This is a genomic window from Roseiconus lacunae (genome assembly GCF_008312935.1).
Classification (GTDB): domain Bacteria; phylum Planctomycetota; class Planctomycetia; order Pirellulales; family Pirellulaceae; genus Stieleria; species Stieleria lacunae.
Map to the genome: position 1 here is coordinate 313884 of NZ_VSZO01000010.1, position 24322 is coordinate 338205.

Annotated in this window: 1 protein-coding gene (running past one end of the window); it reads left to right on the forward strand. The window is 55.5% G+C overall.

The annotated features are described in order from the left end of the window. Window positions 1-24322, forward strand: the 5' portion of a protein-coding gene (locus FYC48_RS15145; protein ID WP_149497556.1) for a tandem-95 repeat protein. 15212 nt of this gene lie beyond the right edge of the window; only the first 24322 of its 39534 coding nucleotides appear in the window; its start codon is at window positions 1-3; the stop codon falls past the right edge of the window.

The following is a 24322-nucleotide window of genomic DNA, read 5'->3' on the forward strand; positions in this document are numbered from 1 at the left end:
ATGAGACGGACCAGGGGCGGGCTGCGCAAGCAGGCTGGGGTGAGGCAGGTGCTGCGTGACAAGAAGCGTGTTCGTACTGCGACACTGGCGCGAAAACGATCTTCACGGCGACGAATTCGAGCCCCGTTTGAAACCCTTGAACAGCGTCATCTTTTAGCGGCGGTCCAGTGGGATGGCGGAGGCGACGGCGTCAGTTGGCACGATCGGTTGAACTGGGACACCGATCAGTTGCCCTCGCCGACCGATGACGTTGCGTTAACAGATCTCGCTGCTGACCTGGTGGTCACGATCTCGGAAAACACCCATGTCGCCTCGGTAGAAACGACCGAGAAACTGCACCTCGTCGGCGCGGAGCTGAAAACGACTTCTTTGGTCGCCGCCGAACTTGTGCTCGACAACGCAACGCTGTCCGGGACGAACACCGCAGCCCCGTCCGTGTTGGTCACCGACCGGCTCTCGATTGACCAGTCAGCGAGCGACTTTATGGTCGCCGGACAACTTCAAGTCGACGGCGATCTATTTCTGGCATCGCCGATCACTTTGATCGCCGACGGACCACAGGCATCGCTCGATGTCGCCGGCGATGTGAATTTGCAGCAAGCGCAATTGACCGCCACCGCAGGTGGCACGATTTCGATGCCGAACGTGTCGTCGCACTGGTTTGATTCCCAGGCCAACAACGAGTCGCAAGTCTTTTTTGCCGAGGGAGCCGGCAGTGAAATTAACCTGAGCGGCGTCAAGCAATTGCGTGGAGGACGTCACTACAACAACCATCTAAACTTCGTCGCCATCGCTGGCGGCTCCATCGATCTGTCTTCGGTCGAGAGCGTGGTCGATCCTACCGAAGGCAACACGGGCCTACGATCAACCAGCTTTGAAGCGGCCGGACTAGATAGCCACATCGATCTATCGTCCCTACAAACGATCGTTGATCAAAACCCCGATAATCGAAGTCGTCTCGCAGTGACTGGCGGTGCGGCAATCACGCTCGCTTCGTTGAAGAACGCCCAAGCGATTGAGATTCAAGTCGGCGGGGAAAACGGACTTTCGATTCCCGCGATTGAGTCGCTCGTCGATTCCAGTGTTGTCGTTCGCGACGTCGACCAAACGCTCGCGTTACTTCGGCTGGCGACGGGAACGGAGTTTGACATCGAAGGCGTTCAACTTTCACTGCCGCTGGTCGATCGCTTGACCGAGGGCGGTATCACGGTGACCGCCGGCGGAACTATCGACGCACCACTGCTTGAGAACATCGATGGATCTGACCTGGATGTTCGTGGCGGGAGCACGTTGGTATTGCCAAATGTCACCTCGTTCGAACACTTCGCGACCGAGATCTCGACCGTTCGGCAGTGGAGTGTCAGTGGCAGCGGTTCGCGGCTTGAACTTCCTGATTTGCGATCGATCGATGGAGCGACGACGTACGGCGGAGTCCATTCGATTGACGTTTCCGGCGGCGGCCTGCTCTCGTTGCCACAGTTGAAACAAATCGTTGACCCTGCGACTGGCAATCCAAATTTTCGGCGCGTCGAGTTAGTGGTGACCGATAGCGGAAGCCGCTTGGAGCTCGATTCACTCGTGTCGATCACGGATCGATCGTCGGGATCTGCAAGCCTAGCGTCCATCATCGACGCCTCTGACGGGGGCGTTCTGGTCGCTCCGCAATTGACCTTCATCGAAGGTGTTGCCACGACGATCGATACCCCCGGTGATCTTCAACTCCAGGGGCTCGAATCGATCCGCGAAAGCGACGTGACAATCGATGGGCGCCCGAGCAATCTCGAATCGTTAGCGTTCATCGAAGGCACCACGCTGAGACTCGCCGATACCGATGCGGTCTTGGACCAGATCACACGTTTCGAACACAACGTATTGATCACCGATCGCTCCGCGACGGTGCAGATGCCGTTGGTCCAGAGTTTGGATGGATCTGGTTTCGAGGCCTACGGCGGGACGACCATCGCGTTTCCCGGCATCACCGAATATCGGCTTGATCCACGAGAACCGAACGAACAACAACACTGGATCGCGGACGGCGCGGGGAGCAACCTGGATTTGTCCGGATTGCGCTGGATCGCAGGCGGCGACCAGTACAACACACGCTTGAGTGTCGAAGCGAGTAACGGCGGCTCGATTGATTTGCAGCAAACTCGCCAAGTGGTCGATCCGATCGAAGGCAATCCCAGTTTCCGGCAGGTCGCGTTCAATGCCATAGGCGATGGCTCGACAATCCATCTCGATCAACTGACCAACGTGATCGATCGAGATGGCAATCTGACTTCATCGTTAACCGAAGCAGCCGGTGGTCAATTGATCGCACCCATGCTTCAAAGTTTGGTCAACACAACACTGATGGGCGAGATGTCCGCGCCGTCGGCGGTCGCCGAATCCGGGCAGTCGGTACTTTCCAGCGATGGTGATGCAAGTTTTCCGCTCTCGATTCCCGGTCATGATTCACAAACGATCGTTTGGGTCGGCGGCGAAGGGGATTGGAACGACGCGGCGATGTGGATCGGGGGACGCGTTCCAGGGGCATCCGATGACGTCGAACTAACGACGGGGACGGTCACGATTTCTGCCGGCGACCATGCCGTTCGTTCAATCCGCGGTGACGGCGGGTTGACGGTGAGTGGAGGTTCATTGACCGTCCATGGCGATTCGCTAATCGGAGGCGATTTCTCGCTTGCACCTGGAACATCACTCACCGTTCAAGGCCAACAGGCCCGTTTGGTTTTAAACGGGAACCAATCGATCGATGGGGCCAATCTTTTCGTCAGTGATGGTGGCGAGTTGCGTTTCCGGCATCTCAGCAATTACTCGCACGCCGGGACCAGCAGCGAGGTTCGCGGTTGGGTGGTTCAAGGCAACGGGAGTCGTCTGGTCTTTGATCAGTTGACGCACCTGACCGGAGGAACGCACTACAACACCCAAATCAACTTGGAAGCACATTCCGGCGGTGCGATCGAACTTCCGGAATTAATCGAGATCGCCGACGGAATCGGTGGCAACACGAATTTGCGGGCCATCAATTTGCTTGCCAGCGGTTGGGGCAGCGCGATCCGTTTACCAAAGCTTAACCGGTTCATCGATCAGTCCACCACTCCATCCACCCCGGCAACCTATTCCCGACTTCACGCTCGCTTGGGAGGCGAAATCCAATCGCCCGGTTTGGAGACCATCGACGGTATCGAAGTCAGGCGGGACGTATTCAGCACGATTGATTTGTCGAGCATTACAACATTCGACAACGGAGCCTTGCATGTCGATGGTTTTGATATTTCATTGCCATCAGTCGCGTCCAGCAATGGAACAAACTTTTTCGTCCGTCATGGGACGTTGCAACTCGCCGCACTGGAAAGACTACGGCGAGGCGGATTACATGCAAGCTCGCAGGGAACGTTCGTCGCCCCGAAGCTGTTTCAAATCGATGGAAGTCAGCTTCGCACCCGGCAAGGGGCCACGATTGAGCTGCCACTGGTGACCGCCTACGAACACCTCTCCGTCGGAAATTCCGAAGAACGATTGATCGAAGCAACCGGAATCGGAAGTGTGATTTCGCTGCCCGAATTGGCTTCGGTCATCGGCCCGACCACCTACGCATCGCAGCTTGTTTTCAGATCTGACGACGGCGGTTTGATCGACCTACCCAAGCTAACGATGATCAGTGAAAACGACACCGGGAACACCGCGTACCGTGGTGTTCAATTGATTGCCGAACGGCAAGGTAGTCGTATCGAAACGCCACGATTAACGTCATTCATCGATATCGGTGAGACGGCGATCACCCAAGACACGGCACGCGGGTATTCCGGAATCACGGTGACCGGCGGAGCAACGATCACAACCTCGGCGATCACGACGCTTCAAGGTGTTCGCATCTTTGCTGACTTGCAAAGCGAGGTTGATGTGGCGTCAATCGAAACGGCGGTCAATAGCGTGATTGACCTTGTCGGTGAAAAAGAGATCGACTTCGACAGCCTTGAGCACGCACCGGGGACCGCACTTCGTTTCAATGGAGCGTCCGCGCGATTTCCAAAGTTGACCAGTTTGGTCGGTGGTGAATTGTCGGTGATAAAATCAGCAACCATCGACGCGCCGTTACTAACGAACATCGATTCGGCGACGGTTATCTCTGCCGCCGGAAACACGTTGTCGTTCCCCGGCGTCACCGCGATCACACATCGGACAACGGCGGCCGGCCAGTCAATGCGGCTGCGAGTCGAAGGAGAACAGAGTCGTCTGGAGCTGCCAAACGTCACCGCGATCGAAGGCGGCACGCACTACGACAGTCGCGTCATCCTTGAAGCATTATCCGGTGGCGTGCTCGATTTATCGGGCGTGGTCTCGATGCTGGATCCCGCAGAGGGCAACGTCAACTACCGGCGATTCGAAGTGCTCGGTGAAGGCACCGGAAGCCATGTGAATTTGCGATCGCTGTCGCAGCTTCACGATCGTTCGGCCGGCAGTCTGACCGCAGGTAATTTGTCGTCGCTAATCACGTCGCGTTACGGAGCAGTTGTCGAGCTTGGTGAGGTCGCGATGCTCGAAACTTCGCTATCTGGAGTTCGAGTCGTCACGCAGACCAACGGGACCATCGCCGGCCATTTACGGATCGAATCCGATTCAATCTTGACCGGCGATTCGACGGTGGATGGCGATGTAACGGTGGCGGGAACCGTTCGGCCCCACTCCCATTTGACGATCACACGGACTGTAAGTCTGACGCCTTCTGGGATCATTGAATTTGAAATCGCTGGGACATCACCTGCGATTGATTACGGCACGCTCACGGCCGGGCGTGTGGAGTTTGCCGGAACGATTGAGCTGATCAAAGGCGATGATTTTCAGCCGCAGCGTGGAGACAGCTTTCAGCTGATGGCGTTCGACCAGCGAATCGGAACGCCCACGTACGCGGGAGTGGACTTTGGCAGCGAGGTTTTATCACCGGAGCTGACCGATCAAACACTGGAAATAGTCGCCGGGTTTTCCAGTGGTCCGTCGGTTGAATCAGTGCAAGTATCTGATGCTGCGGATGATTCCGATGGACCTTTCGTGGTGATCACCTTTAGTGAATTGATTGACGAAACATCGTTGACGGTCGATGACTTTCTTTTGAGCGGCCCCGGCGGCGAAGAAGTCGATGTCGAATCGATCGTGGCCCTCGAAGCATCGCCCAGGCAGTATCTGATTCGTCCGAAACGAGATCAGTACGTCGACGGCACGTATGACTTGACGATCGGACCTGAGATCTTAGATCGTGTCGGTAACGCGATGAATCAAGACGCCGATCAGGTCAACGGTGAACCGATTGAGGATCGGTTCACGACATCGTTTCAGTGGACGTTACCCGATCTGCGTCTCGCCGAACAGTCGTTTTCGACCGATCAATCCGACTATCAGTTCGGTCAAGATATGGCGATTTCATTCGCGATTGTCAACGCGGGAGTCGTGGCAGCCGGCGGAAGCGATTGGGTGGATCGCATCTACCTTTCTGATGACACCATTCTTGGCGATGACGATGTTTTGTTGTCATCGCTAGATCACAGCGGCGTGCTAAATTCGGGTGATCGATACGTTGTTTCAACGATCGCATCGCTGCCGCTCACCGAATCGTTGCGGTCGGGAACGTACTACTTGCTGATATCGGTTGACGATGAAAAGCAAATTAGCGAGTTGTCGGAAGAAAACACATTCGTCTCCGGCCCTTTATCGATCAGTATCCCACCACTGATCGATCTTACCCCCAAAGCGATTTCCGGACCGAACCTATCGCAACCAAGCAAATCAACTGACTTCAGTTGGACTGTGACCAATCAAGGCGATCTGCCGACCGATGATCGTTGGTTCGACCAAATTAACTTGCGATCGATCGTCGATCCGGACCAAGTGTTTGTCGCCGGTCGAGTCTTTCACTCAACGATCTCGGTCGCACCGGGCGAGACCTATCAATCGACAATGACGGTCGATTTGCCCGACATTCCCGATGGGACCTATCAGATCGAATTGCTGACCGACTGGAATGACCGGCTATTCGAAGGACCTTATGAAGCGAACAATATTCTCACCGGAAATCAGATCACGATCGATCATCCGGACATTGAAGTGGTCGGCTTCAGCGCAGCGGCATCGGTCCAATCTGGACAGTCGTTGACGACGCATTGGGAGTTCCATAATCGTGGATCGGGAACGGCCGATTCATGGGTTCAGCGGATGTACCTCTCACAAGACGGAAGCCTTTCGGGTGACGATCGATTGATCGATCAGTTCACGGTCTCTCAAGACTTGTCTCCCGGACAGTCACGTTCACAAGTTCGTGAGGTCAATATTCCTATCGACTTTTTCGGTGATTGGAACTTGTTGTTGGTCACCGATGCCGAAAACCAGCTTGGTGAACGACCCGCCGGAGAAAGCAACAACCTCAACGCTCGATCGATCGAGATCGTCCTTTCGCCCTATGCCGATCTAGTGGTCGATGATTTAGCGGTCACATCGAGTGTCATCGGTGACCCTGCGAAGACAACCATCAGTTGGACGGTGCAAAACCGAGGAACAGGAATTGGAGTGACGACAGCATGGACGGATGCGATTGTTTTCAGCTTGAACGATCAATACGGCGATGCAGACGATATTGTGATCGCCACGTTCGATTCCATCACCACACTCGAACCGGCGCAACAATACCGTGCGAACGAAGAAGTCGAATTGCCGCCAGACGCGAGTGATCGATTTTATGTTTTCGTCGTCACAGATTTCGAAAACGCGGTGTTCGAAAATGGGTTCGAACAGAACAACCGCACCATTGCAGCCAACACGATCGATGTGATGCCGGCTCTACCGGCTGATCTGGTTGTCACTGGGATGAACGTGCCCGATTTTGTCGATGCCGGGACGCCGATCGAAGTCACGTGGGAAATTGAAAACGCCGGACCGGGGATTACCAATCGCGGTGACTGGTACGACCGGCTTTACCTCGCGACCGATCCCGCCGGCGAGTTCCCCGTCGATGGAACCGCGAAACGATTTCAACACTTCGGCCAGATCGCTCCCGGCGAACACTACCAGCGAACCGGATCGTTTGTGATCCCGCACGGGCTGCAAGGGGAACATTATTTGATCGTCGATGCGGCGTTCGATCAACCGCCGTATGAATTTCTCTTTGACGGGAACAACCGCCGAATCAGCCCGCCGATCACGATTCAATCGCCACCGACTCCGAATCTGACGATCACCGAAGTGATCGCCCCCACGACGGTCCAGGAAGGCACGCGAGTCGACATCCGCTGGACCACCCAAAACCAGGGTTTGTCGATTGCCGCCGGCGGTTGGATCGACCGTGTATTTTTGCGACCGGCCGGACAACCATCGGGTGAAATGATCGAACTGGGGACATTTCCTTTCATTGACCCAATCGAACCAGGGCACGTTTTCACTCGCACCGAATCAGTTCGAATTCCTGAACGGACAACCGGGATCTTTGATCTATTCGTTCAAACCAATGACGGTTTGTTGTTGTACGAGGGAACGGACACGACCGACAACGCGTCGTCTCGTCCAATCACGATCGATGTCCAGCCACGCCCAAACTTAAAAATCCAGTCGATCACAATTCCGGAACGCATCGACGCCGGCGCGACGTTATTTCCCAGTTTCGTCGTCGTCAACCAAGGGCCGATTGAGACGCCGGGGGCGACCTGGACTGACCGAGCCTTCTTGTCACTCGACACGGTGATCGATCAAGCTGATTTGCTAATCGGTGAATTTGAAAACGCATCGGCGCTCGACGTCGCCGGTCAATACCTTCGCGAAGCTGGCAGTGTCGAGGTTCCGCGCCACTACCGAGGCACGGTGTACGTGATCGTGGAAACGGATTCCAACGATGCGATTTCCGAATGGCCGGGCGAGGACGACAACGTCAGCTATCACCCCATCACCATCGAGCGAGATCGATTGGCCGATCTGGTAGTCAGTGATGTCGTGGCACCATCACAAGTCGTCGCCGGTGCCCGAGTCCCGGTTCGTTATACGGTGACGAACTTGGGCGAGTCGATGACGCTCGGCGAGACTTGGTTGGAAAACGTTTGGCTGACTCGCGATCAGAATCGGCCACATCCGGGGCAAGGTGACTTCGTCTTAAAGTCGCTCTCCCACTCCGGATCGCTGACACCGGGAGCCGGCTACGAAACAGAAACGATCGTGACGATTCCCAATGAACTGGCTTCCGGGACGTGGTACATCACGCCGTGGGTGGACCCGCTCGACATGATTCCCGAAGAATCATTAGCGGCGGACGAGAATCCCGACGATCCGACGAATCTTGACAACAACAACTACAAAGCCCGAGCCGTCGATGTGCTCGGGGCACAGCCCGATTTAATCATCAGTGGACTGGTGGTTCCCGATTCGGCAGCGGCCGGTGCAACCATTGATCTACAGTGGACGGTGACCAATATTGGGTTGGCCAAGGCCGGTCCGGGTGGCTGGGTTGATCGCGTTTACTTGAGTGACCAGCCGAACCCAAAATCCGATGACGCGACCACGCTGTTGCTGGGCGAAGTGCGGCGTGATCTGCCGTTGATCGCCGGCGGTTCCTACACGACGAACCTCAATGTTGATCTTAGTCCTTCGGCCGCAGGCCAATACATCGTGGTCGTGACGGACGACGATTTACCACCGCAACCGCAGATCGACTTGGGAGCGTTTTTCGGTCACCTTATCCCACCCGAAGAACAGTTCTTCCCCGTCGTTGAAGTCTTCGAAGACAACAATCAAGCCGCGGCGCCAACGGCCATCGTTCCATCGGCAGCGAATCTAAAAGTCGTCTCGTTTGACTTGCCAGACGATGCGCGAAGCGGTGAAGAGATTACGTTTCACTACACCGTTGAAAACATTGGAACCGATCCGGTGTGGGCGGGTACGCAGTACTGGAAGGATTTTGTGTGGCTGTCGAGCGATTCGACGTTTCGACGTGACCGGGCGTCGTACCTTGGAGCGACCATTCATGCGCCGGCCGAACCGTTGCAACCCGGTCAGCAATACACCGTCTCGATGACGACGACGCTGCCAGAGGGGATGGCTGCCGAGCACCAATCCTCGGGCGAATATTCCTTGTGGGTTCATTTGAACGCCAACAATGACAAGTCACCTTTTCTCTATCCCTACCTCGCTCGCCGGTTGGACGAGCAGTGGTATCCGGCCGATGAAGGCGACAACAGCCTTTGGCGATCTCACTTTGATCATTGGGCCTTCGAAGATCCATCGGACAATCTGGCTCGTGCGGATCTGCCGATCCAGTATCACGAAGCGGACTTGGTCATCACCGATGCAACCTTTCCCGAATCTGTCGTGTCGGGAGGATCGTTCGATGTAACTTACACGGTCGAAAATCAAGGCACCCGCGCGACACGTGTCAATCAGTGGATCGATCGAATGTTCATCTCTCACGATGAATCACTCAACCATCTCGATCATCAAGTCGGGATCGCCTCACGATCCGGGGTTCTCGAAGTCGGCGAATCTTACACGCAGACCATTTCGGTCAATGTCCCCGACGGGATTGAAGGTGAGTTTCAGTGGATGCTGTTCACCGATTCGGCCGCCCAAACCGATCGTAGCGGACGCTTTGGCGACATCGGATTTCGAAATATTGGCATCGAGTTTGAATTGCCGGGATCACTCGCCCCTTGGGATCTCGCGTCTCAGGCGGCCCGTGAATCGGCTCGAGGCAAGGTCAAGGAATACCAATACGAAGGCAACAACGTTATCCAGGGGAGTTCGAACATCGTGCTCGCAACTCCACCTGATCTGCAAGTTACATCGATCAACGCTCCCTCGCGTGTGGACCGTGGTCAAGTCCTACAGATCGCTTACACGGTTGAAAACTTCGGCGGTGACACCGTTGCACAGCAAAGAAATTGGACCGATTTGATTTACTTGTCGCGAGACACATTCCTGGATCTCACGACGGACGTCTACTTGGGTAGCCTCGATCATCAAGGCGGGCTACCTGCCGGCGGAACGTATGAGTACGGTGCAGAGTTTTCGCTTCCCACGGATTTGCTCGGTCCCTACTACGTTTTCGTGATCACCGATCCCGACCGCATGTCTCGGCAAGGGGATGTCTTTGAAGGACCTCACGAACGCAACAACTCCGCCCATCCCGCAGCGCCGCTGCTGATTGAACTTCCGCCGCCGGTTGATTTGCAAGTCGAATCGATCACATCGTCGGCTGACGCGGTGACCGGCGATTCGATGGAGGTGACCTGGACGGTGACAAACGCAAGCAGCGAGACCGTCACCGGTCGTTGGTCCGACAGCGTTTTTTTGTCCGACGACCCCGCATGGGATTTGTACGACACGCCGCTTGGGAAAGTCGACTTTGAAGGCACACTCGGACCGGGTGAATCGTATTCACAAACCCTGCAAACCGATGCGCCGTCGCTGACGCCGGGCAGCTATCGCGCGATCGTTCGTACGGACATCCTGAACCAAGTTTACGAAGATGCTTTTGATTCTAACAACACGGCCACGTCGCCATCGACCGTCCAGTTAACGGCGCCGTCGTTGACCCTTGGGATCGCTCAACAAGCTTCCCTCGGCGCTGGTCAGCAAAGACTCTTTGCCGTTGATGTTCCTCCCGGCCAAACTCTTCGCGTCACTGCCGCATCACACGGCCAACTTTCGACCGAAGTCTACTTGCGGTCCGCCGTCGCGCCGACAGTCCGCCAGTTCGATGCCAGTAGCGGCGGGACACTCACACCCGCACCTGCGGCGATCATTCCATCAACCGTCGCCGGATCCTATTACGTGCTGTTGCGAGGATTTGGATCCGATGACAATTCTTCACCCGTGGAAATTTTGGCAGAGTTGTTGCCTCTGGCGATCACCGATGTGCGAACGGATCGAGGCGGTGATTCAAAATACGTGACGACAACTTTGACCGGGGCCCGGTTTCAAGAAGACGCGATCGTCAAGTTGGTTCGCCCTGGCGTTGCCGAGCTATTGCCGGTCAACCAGCATTACGTTTCCGCATCGGAAATGATTCTGACGTTTGACTTCGATGACGCACCACGCGGATTGTATGACATTCAAGTCATCAATCCCGACGGACAAACGGCTGTACTGCCCTATCGTTTTCAAATCGAGCGAAGCCTGGAACCCGACGTTTCGATCGGGATCGGTGGACCACGTTATGTGTTTGCCGGTGACAACGGGACGTACAGCGTCGCGCTGGAAAACCTAAGCAACGTTGACACACCGTACGTTTTCTATCGTGTCGGAATTCCCGAGCTAGGGATCAACCAAAACGTCTACAACCTGCCTTACACGCACTTCACATCGAATCTTCGTGGCGATCCCGAAGGCGTGTTTCAAGATCTGCCCTGGGCGGAACTCGATTCGGCGATCAATCTCGATGGTCATGTCACCACCAGTGGCTACCTGTTTGATCAAGCGGCCGATCGAAGTGCCGGATTCAATTTCCAAGTTCAAACGTATCCCGGTCTTCGTGAATTAAGCGATCACGCATGGGAAGCATTCAAGTCAAAGCTTTACGACGCCCTACCGCTTTATGCCGAACAAGATTTACTCGCCGATGGTCCCTCCGCACTCGATCAGCTTTCGCCAGGTTTGGCATTGGTTTGGGAAGCGTTCGGGGCAGTTCCGGACTTGCTGACGCAGCCGTTGATTCCGTTTCAATTTCATGTCGTGGCTTCGGCAACCGCGATGACTCGTGACGAGTTCATCGACCATGCGTTGGCCGAAGCGGATCGATTGCGTCGCGGGATCTTGACCGACGCCGACGCCGACGCTGCCTTGGTGACACTGGCCGCCGACGCGGAATCTTGGCAATCGCTGTACCTAACGCATCTCGAAGAAAGTGGACGTTTGCGTTCAGAAGACGCGGTGCCACCGACGCGTCGTGATCAGGAACTTGCCAGTTTGATCGCGACCTTGGCCGGCGGTGTGCTATCCGGACCCAACGGAGAACAGGTGATATTGAGCGGCACCTTTGATGACTTCTTTGTCAATGTGCGTCGCTGGTATGGACATGACCCAAGCTTGAAAGCGTCGCTCGACGAAGATTTGATTCAGTTTGATTCGGATTCGTTGTCGTTTCTAGGCATCCTAAAAAGTTCCAATCCCGTCGCCGCATTGCCAGACTTTGATGACGCTGACTTGAACTTGCAAAGCAACACACATTTCCAAGCGATGCGAGTGTACGTGCCGTGGGTACCATTCGGTCGCCGCAGCGAAGGCATTCCGGCGGAGTATCAGATCAATGGAATCACCCCCAACGACGAGGACGTGTTTTTCCCACTGAACTTACAAGGCTACTATGACCAACAAGGCGCATCCTCCGGCGGTGTTTCGCAAACGGGACCGTTCACGTTGGAAACGGGAGGCTTCGTGCCCGCGGCGTCGGCTTTGCCGTTTACCGTTCATTTTCAAAACGATCCGAACGCCAATCGCGATACCAATGAAATTCGGATCGTGGTTCCATTCGATGACAACGTCGATCCACGATCGTTTCGGTTGGGCGATCTAAAATTCGGCGATATCAATATTCGAATGCCGAGCGGACGGTCGCTTTATCAAGACGAGTTTGACTTTGCATCGACGCTGGGATTCAACGTTCGTATCAGTAGCGGCGTGGATCTGAAATCAAACGCGGCAACCTGGACGATTCAAGCAATAGATCCGCTCACGGGCGACGTTCGCAGCGGCGATCAAAACGGGCTCTTACCACCAAACAATGCCCAAGGCATCGGCGCCGGATCGGTCAGCTATTCCATCGAAGCCTCCGAAGATTTACCGATAGGGGCGTCGCTGACTTCGCGTGCACAGGTTTGGCTGGACAACGCACCCGCCGATCGGTCACCGGAGTTGACGTACGCGGTGGATTCTCTGGCGCCGACAAGCACACTCACAGTCTCGCCGTTGAGTGGAGCTGGCGGTGACAACCATTATCGCGTGTCCTGGGAAGCTGACGATGAACCGAGCGGCAGCGGTTTCAAACATGTGACCATCTACGTGGCCGAAGATGGCGGTGACTTTCAATTGTGGAAACGTCAACTACCGGAATCGAGCGGCGAGGAAGTTTTTGTCGGTCGCGCCGGGAAAAATTACGAGTTTCTTTCGCTCGCCAGTGATCGCGTCGGCAATCGCGAGTCACCGCCGTCGGGCCGCGCGGCTGCGGATGACGGCACCGGGGTCACCTTCGGAACGACGACACAAATTGATTCGACGACATCTGGGACGTTTGGTCAACCGACCGGTCCATCGACCGAACCGGCCACGAACGCGCTGTTTGTGGCAGCCGAAAATCTAATTCCATCGCAGCGTTCTACGTCGGCTCCGGCGGCATTCCACACCGTGCTTCAGCCCTTCACGGCCGAACGCTTTGCCGATGGTTTTCAGACGAGTCTGTCGAGCGTTGTCGATTCCAGGATCGGGCCGATGGCGATCGTCGAAACGCTCGAAGGCGAAATTTTGGTTAGCGGCGGTCCGAGCCGGAACCAGATTTTTCGGTTTGGTCGTGACGGAGGAACCGCCGACCAAGTTTGGGCAGAGATCGAACATCCCGTGTTCAACTTGGCGTTCGATCTCGACGGTCGCTTGTGGGCGACGACGGGGGGCGGCCCGCTCTTACAACTCGATCCAATTGACGGAACCGTATTGGCCGAATATGGCGACGGATTGACGATGGGATTGGCGGTCGATCCTACAACCGGCGACTTGGTCGTCGGATCACAGCATGGCGTCGAACGATTCGATCCCCTGACCGGCAACTTTACAAGGCTATCTCGTGATCAAAACCTGCGGGTCGGAAGCTTGGCGTTTGGTCCTTCGAAAGAACTTTATGCGACGCGTTGGCCAGAACGAGACTCGGTCGTCAAGTTCACCCCGCTTGGTCGTGCAGAAACGATCCTTCGTTTTGACACACCGATTGATTCGCTTGCGTTTGGAATCAAGGGCACGTCGCTCGACGGTTTAATGTTCGTCACTCACAACCAAGGTCGACACCCAAACTCAAGTAGCGATACCGACAGCGACTTGACGATGGTTGACATCGCGACGATGCGACAAGTCGCGGTGGCTCGCGGTGGGCCCCGTGGTGACGTGGTGATCACGACGCGCGCGGGGCGTATTTTGGTCAGCGGGTCGGATACGGTGGACATACTCCATCCCGCAGAAACCCCCGTTGTCTTGGCAACGTCTCCGGCCCAGCAAACCGTGGTGGCGCTCCCGCTTGGAATGGTGCATGTCACATTCAGCGACGACATGTTCGTCGGCCATGGTGGCGAAGTGCATTCGGTAATCAACCCGGGTAACTATGCCCTACGTGCGGCCGATGGCACCGATCAAACGGTTTCGGAAGTGCGTTATCACGCGGCTTCACGGACGGCATACCTGTTTGTCGAGGGGCTACAGACGGGAGAACACACACTGTTCATTGGCGACGAAATCGAGAGCGTCTCTGGGGAAAAACTGGGAACCGGATACGAAGTTCAATTCAGAACCGTCAGCGAATTTTCGGCCGATGTCAGCTTCCAACTCGAAGCGACGCGTTTCAATCGCATCGATCAAACGTTGGCTTATGAGATCACGATTACGAACGAAGCCGACTACGATCTGTTGATCCCGATGTCCCTGGCAATGATACCGACGAGCGATGATGTCCATGTCGTCCCGGCACTCGCCGGATCTGCAAGGGCGAACGGACGATGGGTGTTTGACTTGGTCGATGCCGTTGACGACGGAGTCCGGCTTGCGCCCGGAGAATCGACCCGGGCGAAGACACTGCGTTGGTATTCGCCCCAAGAGTCGATCGCCGATCTGATTCCCGAACTTTTAGCGACCGGAACCGTCAATCTGCGTCCGCAGTTTGATTCGGTACCGGTTCAGGTCACTCAAACGGGGCGCGACTACACCTACGACGCCAAAGCGGTCGATCCGGATGGAGTGTCGGTGTTTTATCTACTGCACACTGCACCACCGGGAATGCAAGTCGATCCGATCACCGGCAAAGTCTCGTGGCCAGTTCCGGAACAGACGTCAGCGCGACACGACGTGGTCCTGTACAGTTTCGATTCACGTGGCGGACACATCGCACAGTCTTGGACGATTCAAGTTCAAGGAGGCAACTCGGCACCCGTCTTTGTTTCATCGCCGAGCGTCGCCGAGATGTCCGAAGATCAGATTCTGAAGCTGGTCATTGAAACCTCGGATCCCGACGGCGACTCGGTGACGACTTGGATTGATGACCTGCCACCGGGAGCGTTTTATACTCCTTCAACACAAACGTTGTGGTGGCAGCCGGGTACGTCAGCTGCGGGGACATATTCCGACGTCATGCTAGTCGCCAGCGATGGCGTAAATCTGGTGAAACATCGGTTTGACCTGATCGTTTCCGATGCCGATCGGCCACCGATCATCGATGCGATCTTGCACCAGACACTTCGTCAAGGCGACCGGTGGACCTATCGAATCAACGCCGACGATCCCGATGGGGATTCGTTGCGATTCACGAGTGACCAACTGCCCCGCGGCGCGACGCTTGATCCAATCACAGGCTTACTTCAATGGGAAGTCGGATTTGAGACATCATCTCAGGCCTTGATTCCAATCACCGTGACTGCGAATGGGCGAACAGCCACCGCCGAAATCTCGGCCGACATCATCAACGCCAATGCCGCTCCTTCATTTGGATCGATGGAACGTTGGGTGATCGACGAGGGCCAAGTCTTCACGTTGACGACGTTTGCCATTGATCCCGATCATCCGGATTTTGTCCTACCAATCCGTGACAATCAGGGAACACTGATTCCCGCGGACAGCGTTTCGCCGCTGACGTATGCCGCGACCGGGCTACCCGACGGGGCGGTTTATGATCCTATGACCGCGACGCTCCGCTGGACTCCCGATCACACCCAATCGGGCGAGTATCGTGTTCGCTTTTTTGCGACCGACGACGGCGATGGAATCGACGATCCGATCACGGTATCGGTCGAAGTTCCGATCGTCGTTCGTGACGTCAATCGTGCACCGGTAATCGATCCCTTACTATCGCGCACGATCGAACGAGACAGCGTGATCGACGTTCCCATCCAAGTGACGGATCCCGACGATGACTTGGTAACGATCGAGGTCGGTAACGGTCTTACCGGGTTGCCATTGCCAGACTTCGCTAGCTTCACCGATCACGGCAATGGCACTGGATTGCTGCATCTACGACCTAAGGCAGGAGACCGAGGCGACTACACGTTCTCGATCGTCGCGACTGACGATGGCGGTGGTGACTATTCAGGACATGATCAACGTTCGCAGTACGACTTTGTCATCAGCGTCGAATCCGAAAATGATCCGCCGCGATTGCAACCGATCCCGTCGGTGGTCGTACTCGCCGATCAGTTTCTACGTTTACCGCTAAAAACCACTGATCTGGATCAAGAGCCGCTGCGGTACTCGATCGACGGTTTGCCAGCGTCGGCAAGGATCGTCGACGGGGCCCGCTACGGTGAAGCAGTCTTGAACTGGGAACCGACCTCAAACGATCTAGGCGAATATCAAGTCACCGTGACGGTCGAAGATTCTGGCAATGGCGACTTGGCGAAAACGATGTCGGCGGCACAGTCGTTTTCGATCGAAGTCCGAAGCACGAACGCGGCGCCGACTCTGCCCCCCCTTGATCCGATGGTCATCGATGAAGGATCGGCATTCGTTTTGCAACTTGATGCGAGTGATACCGACGGCGATGACATTCACTATGCCATTGATGGGTTACCCGTCAACGCAGACTTGAATCCGATCAGCGGACGATTGGATTGGACACCGACATTCGAACAAGCCGGTGTGTATTCATTCGTAATCAACGCAAGTGACGGATCTGCGATCGAGACACAGACTGTTTCGATGGAGGTTGTCGATGTCAATCGCCCCCCGGTGCTTGCCTATCCGGCGATCCAGTACGGGCGGGAAGGAGATTGGATCGAGTTCGACGTCTCGGGCGCCGACTTCGATGGAGGTTCGACTGACTTATCGGCGAGCGATCTGCCGACTAATGCGACCTTTGATCCAGCCAGCGGTCGGTTTCGTTGGAAGCCGGATTTCGACCAGGCGGGAACATACCACGTGACCTTCACGTTGACCGACCAAGCCCTCGCATCGGACACGATCATCGTCCCAATCACCGTTGCCAACAACAACCGACGACCATCGATCAAAACGACACGGCACCAAGTCGTTGTCGGTGAGTTGCTAGACATTCACCTCGATGCGTTCGATCCCGACCTTGACGACGCCCTGACGTACGCGGCATACGGACTGCCACAGGGAGCGGAATTCGACACCGGCAGCGGGACCATTCGCTGGATTCCGAATCCGGGACAACTGGGAAAGTTCTACGTTGATGCGCGTGTCAACGATGGATTGTCAGAAGCCCAAACAACGGTTGTGATTGAAAGTGTTGCCGTACCGACACGACCAACCCTACAGATCATCGCGACCCCAAGTTTCCCTGCTGTCCCGGGGCAGTCGGTGACGGTGCAAGTGATTGCCGACGGCGTCGCATCGATCGAATCGATCGCGTTAACACATGATGGTGTTGATGTTCCGTTGGATCGATCCGGACGTGGAACGGTGATCGCTGGCAGCCCTGGGGTAACAAGTTTGCGGGCTTCGGCGACCGATGCCGATGGCTGGACGGGGACAATGGCGACGTCGCTGCGTGTTCGTGATCCGTCGGATGATCAAGCCCCAACGGTGATGCTGACTTTGGAATCCGAAGGGATGATCAGCGAACCAACCTCGCTGATTTCAACCGTTCAGGATGCTAATTTGGATCGGTGGACGGTGACAATCGAATCACTCCACACCGGTACCCAGCAGACCCTTGCCGAAGGCACTTCCAATCAATCTGACAGTTCCATCGCGACGATTGTACCCCGCGACTTTGAAAACGGATTCTATCGACTGTTGCTTGTCGCCGAAGATGTCCAGGGACGACAAAGTCAGGTCGAACGTTTTGTCGAGATTAACGGTTCGGAAAAAGTCGACGCCTTTGTTCGACGTGATGTCGATGCAGAGTTAGTGATCGGCGACAAAACGTTTCCGCTGACACGTTTTTACGAGTCATTGTCGAAGACTTGGCGGTGGGACATGTTTTCCATCGGGCGCCCGTCAATGACACCGATGTCGGCCCATGCCCTGCAGTTGACTTCGGCCGGAATCACATCGCCACTTTCACAAGGCGACCGAGTCTATTTTTCGCTGCCCGATGGGACACGATCGGGATTTACGTTTGATCCCGTTGCGGAGTCATTCCATCCAGCGATCGAATCACCCACGTTCTACCGACCTCGCTGGATCGCAGATGGCGACAGCACATACGAAGTGCGGACGACGAATCGATTGTTGGTTAGAGGAGGCAACCGGTTTTACGATCAGAAAACCGGATCACCTTACCACCCCAGCAATCCCTTCCTGGGTGAGCACGCATGGGAACTGGTCCATCCCGATGGTCGAATCGATATCGCAGGTCAAGATGGCGATCTCTTACGAACCATCTGGCCCGACGGAGAAACTTGGCACTTCAGCGATAGCGGGATAGTGCTCGGTGACGGAACGTTTTTACCGATCGGGCGTGATGATTCTGGCAAGATCGCGGCGATCCGAATCCCCGCCGGAGTCTCTCTGACATCGTCTTCACCAACGGTCGGGACTCTGACGGAAACGACGCTGACGGACGATCTGGATTTGCGTTATCACTACGACGCGAATGATCGGCTTGCCGAAGTCACGGCCTGGGAAATTAGCGATGGGGTCGCCTCGTCGCAATCACTTTTCCGCTATGGATACAAGTCACCTACGCAGACCGATTTGTCGGTTGCCATGAGTTCCAGTGACGATCATCGGTCCTATCCAAGCGACGAATTTTTAAAGGCTGATCTTGGTGACTCGGGACAGTTTTCCGGCGTTTCGGTTCAGGCAGAACTGCAGCCGGGCGATATCGACCGATTCGTGTTTTCGCTGCATCCCGATCAGTTGCGTCAAACGTCCGAGCAGATCGTTTGGATTCGTGCGACGGTCACACGGGATCGCAGCACATTCGTCGCCGCGGTCCCTTCGATTGCCGGACTGCAGCCGATCGCATCCAGCGTTGACGATGATCGTGCGATGGCGGTTTTCGCAGTCGACCGCGCCGACTTGTACGTATTGGAAGTGCGTGGGGCGAACAATCACGAGTCGGGTCGTTACCAGATGCAACTCGATCTCGTGGGAGACTTCAACCATGACGGGCGCGTCGATGGGATTGATAGCGAACTGATTGCCAATTCACTCGGAACGTCGGTGAATGATCTCGGCTTTGAAGTCAACGCCGACTTGAATGCAGACGGAATCATTTCGGTTGCCGATTCGCAGTTATTGGCCGCGAACTTTGGTGTGACCTCGGTGACGACATCGACAATGTGGACCGATGCGTTTGCGATCCCGACCAGAGGCTTGGTCTACCAACCGGAAGTTGGCGATGGAGGCAACCCGTCGGTGGACGAGCCCAGCGATCCGGCTTCGGAAGGAATGCCAAGGATTCGCCTACCTGCAACGGAAGATCCTTCATCGGATCCACCGACCTTGGACTCAAGTTCGCTTGCGCCGACCGACGAAGCAACCTTCGATCTTCGCAACGCCCGTTTTGAGTCGTTTTCCGAAGGCTGGACGACGAACGGAAACGTTGACTTCGACGGGCAATCTGCGTTGTTGGCCGAGCACCCGGACCAGCGTTCTTCGCTGCGGCAAGCGTTCTATGTTCCCGATCAAGCAAGCGTACTGTGGCTGAAGGTATCAGACATTTACCTACGATCCGATACAGGACATGCACCGGACGCGTTCGAAATTGCACTGCTCGATGCGCAAACTCTGTTGCCCTTAGTCGAACCGACAGGCGATTCCCATACCGACGCTCTATTAAACATTCAGTCGCATGGAACCTATTCGGCGAGCTCTCTGGTGACCGTTGGCGACGCGACTTCGATCGACCCCGCGGTAGACTTGCAAGGTGTGATCGATGTCGATGGCCAAGTCAACGGGGAATGGCTGATTCAGGTGGATGTGTCGGCGATACCTGCGGGAATCTTGGCGATTTTGTCGCTGGATTTGTTGGGGTTCGGTCAGCGGAAAAGTCGCGTCTTAATAGACGACATCGGATTGTCGGCGACGCCTTTACGGTCCCCCGTTGCCGCAAGTGATGTCGTGACGACTGAGGAGGATGTCCCGATCAATCTGGACATCCTAGCGAATGATCTTGATGCCAATTCGTTGCTCGATCGTTCTTCGATTTCGATCGTAAGTGCGCCCCTCCATGGTGACGTTTATGTCAGTGGTGAAACTGGCTTGGTGACCTACTCACCCGATGCAGATTACTCCGGATTTGATTCATTCACCTACACCGTCCGCGATCACGATGGATTTGTATCCAGTGAAACCTTTGTCGGGATCGAGGTGACTGCGGTGACAGACGAACCGGCGCTGATCGCCTTGACCGCTTCGGGGGATCAGGAGACGCCGTTGCCGCTGCAGATCGATGCCCGTTCCACCGACCTCGACGGTAGCGAATCACTGGTGGTGCACATCGATTCGCTACCCCACGGCGCAACCCTCAGTCACGGACGTCGTGTTGCCGATGGCAGTTATGAATTGACGGCCGAGCAACTGCAGCAACTCACGCTTCGCCCAGCTCCTGGTTGGAGCGGACAAAGCGAACTTGATGTCACCGTGGTTGCCATCGACGATTCGGCTGACGCGGTTAGTAAGCACGCGACGTTGACGCTGGATGTCAGCCGAGTCATCGTGCAACCGCTCTCGATTACAGATTTTGAAATCAATCGGGGAGAGGAACAGCGGTCCTACATTCACACGCTATCGGTAACCTTCAACCAGGAAACATGGATCGCCGATCCGATGGCGGACATCATCATCCGTAATATCGACGGCAATGATGTCGTGGTCGATCCAGAGCGATTCGACTATGACGTTGCCAATTCCAGATTGACGATCGACGTTGACGGATTGATCGAGCAAGATTCACAGTACTACTTGCTTCTGCGCCGAGCCGGAATCGCAGCGAGTGCGAACCGTCTGCAAACGATGGCTAACGGACCGGAACAGGTCAGCGAGTTCCTACCATTGCCATTTCATCGACTACTGGGAGACGTCAACGGCAACAATGAAGTCGACTTGGAAGACTGGGAGGATATCCGCGAAAGTCTGAACAGTGACCAGTCTTCCGACCGGTATGTCCGCTACCGAGATTTGACCGGCGAAGGGGAGGTCGATCGCTACGATTTCCTGGCCTGGAGAAACCGCTATCCCTCCACAACCGATCATCACCCTCCACAAGTGATCGCCGGGGTCACACTGCCAAACCATCGGTTGCCGCTTGTCAATGCCTTCCAGCGAGATGCCAACCTCGCGGTCGTCGTCAACGATGTTAGCGAAGTGGTCGGGTTGACTGTCGAAGTGAACGGAGGACCGGAGATTGAATTGACGAATCATTTGACCGCAGCTCAGTCGCTGCAGCTTCCGCTTCTGGATGTCTTTCACAGTGCCGGAGCGGTGCTGACCGAGACCGAACATACGCTCGTCTTTCGAGCCGTCGATCGTTGGGGAAATGAGTCAACACCGAGCGAGTTGCGATTCCAAATCGATGAAACGGCTCCCTCCAGTCCCGCTCGGCCGATATTGATCGACCGCGATGGCAATCCGGCCACATCAATGGTGGTCTCTGATTCGATCGTGACCGTTCGTGCAGACGCCTCGGCGGACGACATCGTGCGACTATTCCAAGGCCAACAAAACGAAGTTGGAATCGCGGTTGCCGCAGGGGACGTCGACTTCGAAGTCAACCTTGGGTCCGCAGTCGATGGGACCTATTCGTTTTCTACGATCGCAGAAGATCCTACCGGCAATCAAAGCCTGCCGAGTGAATCACTCACGATCACGCTCGATCGTACCGCGCCCGTCTTCGGGCAGTTGCAACTGGACCCGGCGAGCGATACGGGAACCGTTGGGGATCACGTCACCGATCGGTCAACGATTTCGATATCAGGTTCCACCGAACCGGGAGCGATGGTCCACGTCGTCGATCAAGGAATGCAGGTGATTGCTGACGCATCGGGGTATTTTCTGATCTCGGATCTTCCGCTGCGATTTGGGACCAACGCTTTCGTTGTGCAAGCGATCGATGCGGTGGGAAACACCCGAGAGCAAACACTGCAAGTCTTTCGTCCGAAGCTGGAGTCCGATCGCCCGCTGCTGTCGGCAACGATCGCAGACGATAGCGGTCGATACTTCAACGATAAGCTGACCAACTCGTTGGATCTTTCAGGCGCGGTCGCCGACGCGTCCGCCATCAAAGAACTTTGGGTGTCGATCGAATCTGCTTCATTCGCAAAATCTTTGAAGCAATCATTTGATCCGGTCAACGTCGTCAACGCAATTCAGGACGGGACGTTCTATCTGACGACAGCGGAATTGGAAACGGCAATCGGTCAGCCGATCGACGATGGCGAAGTAACGGTGTCGATCATTGCGATCGATCGGTACGACAATGCGTCGGAAGCGAAAGTACTAACGTTCAAACTCGATCGTACGGTTCCCACACCTGTCTCGGGCTTTTCGTTGCTCGCAACAAGTGATCTCGGACGTGATGACACCGACGGTGTTACCAAGTTAGAAAACCTGCAATTTTCCATCGAACTCGCCGAAGCAGGGCAGGTCACGCTTTGGAATGATGAATCAACGATTGCGGACTTCGATCTGCCCCAGGGGACCAGTGACATTGTTGTCACCGGATTCGCGGACGGTCGTCACCACATCTCGGCAACGTTGACGGATCTGGCAGGCAATACCAGCGAGCTTGGCGATGTGATCAGTGCCTTGATCGACTCGGTCGAACCACAATCTCTTGACGCGACAGTTCTGCTACCAGCGCCCGATGGGGACATCGGTTCGCTTGAGGGAACGACTGATCCTTCGGCTTTGATTCGCCTTTACCGTGGTCTTGATTCTCAAACGCAAATCGCCCAGACCCTTTCCGATGAGAGCGGCGGATTCCGGTTCGATGGGATTGCGTTTGCCAACGGTGAGAACTCATTTCGAATTGTCGCCGAAGATTTGGCCGGGAACGCGATCGAGATCAGTCGGGTGATTCACTTTAATGCCCCGGATCGTTCGCCACCTGAGATTTTAGTCGACTTGGTCGAGGACACGGGAGCCTCGGAGGAAGATCGGTTGACTCGAATTGCCGACCTGGAAGGCATTGTTAGCGATGCCAGTCGAGTTGTTTCATTCCAGATTTCTGTCAACGATGGCCCCTTCGTCAATTCGCTGGGCTCGCTTCATGACCAGTCATTCACGTTGTCCCATTCCGTTCTGGAATCCATCGTCGGCGAACCGCTCGATGATGGAATGGTCGAGGTGCAACTTCGAGCGGTCGACGAATGGGGGCATGCTTCGGCGCTAAGTCAATTCCAGTTTCAGCTCGATACATCGCGTCCGGCGACACCATCGGCATTGCAATTGGCGCCGAGTCGCGATTCTGGATCGAAAGGTGACGGGATCACCAACCATCGCGACTTGCAGTTTGTTACAGAGACGCCATCGGACGACGCGGCAATCGTTCTCTATTCCAACGGGATCGAAGTTGATCGAGTCGATGCGACGGGTGAGGTGGTTTTGAAGACCAACGAATCGTCTGGCCGCCATCGATTCGTGGCTCAGGCAATCGATCTCGCCGGTAACATCAGTTTCTTTACCGCACCAACATTTGTCACGATCGATGATCAATTCATCACACCAACAATCGAAATCGCTCCCGAGTTTCGTCGCGATGATTTAGGCGGTCGTTTTTATACCGCTTCGGAAACCATTTCGCTGGTGGGATCCGCCGAACCGGGAACACTTGTGGAAGTCCTCGGCGGCAGCCTCTTTGCCCAAGCGAATGAGTTCGGTTACGTATTGATCGAAGACCTTGACCTTGCCGTCGGCACCAACACCATTGATGTGGCCGCGACCGATCGGGCAGGCAATACCGTCGCTTGGACGATCGATGTGGAAATGATCGACCAGTCTGGGCCGCGAATGGAGTTGTCTTTACAGTTCGATTCTGGATTCAGCGATCAAGACGGAAAAACAAACGACCCAACACTTGTCGGAACCGTTTCGGATACGTCGTCGGTCGTTTCGTTGACCGCTTCACTGAATCAGTTCCCAGCCCAGAATGTTATCGACGCACTGCAAGGCAACTCCCTTGTTTTGGATGCCGCTC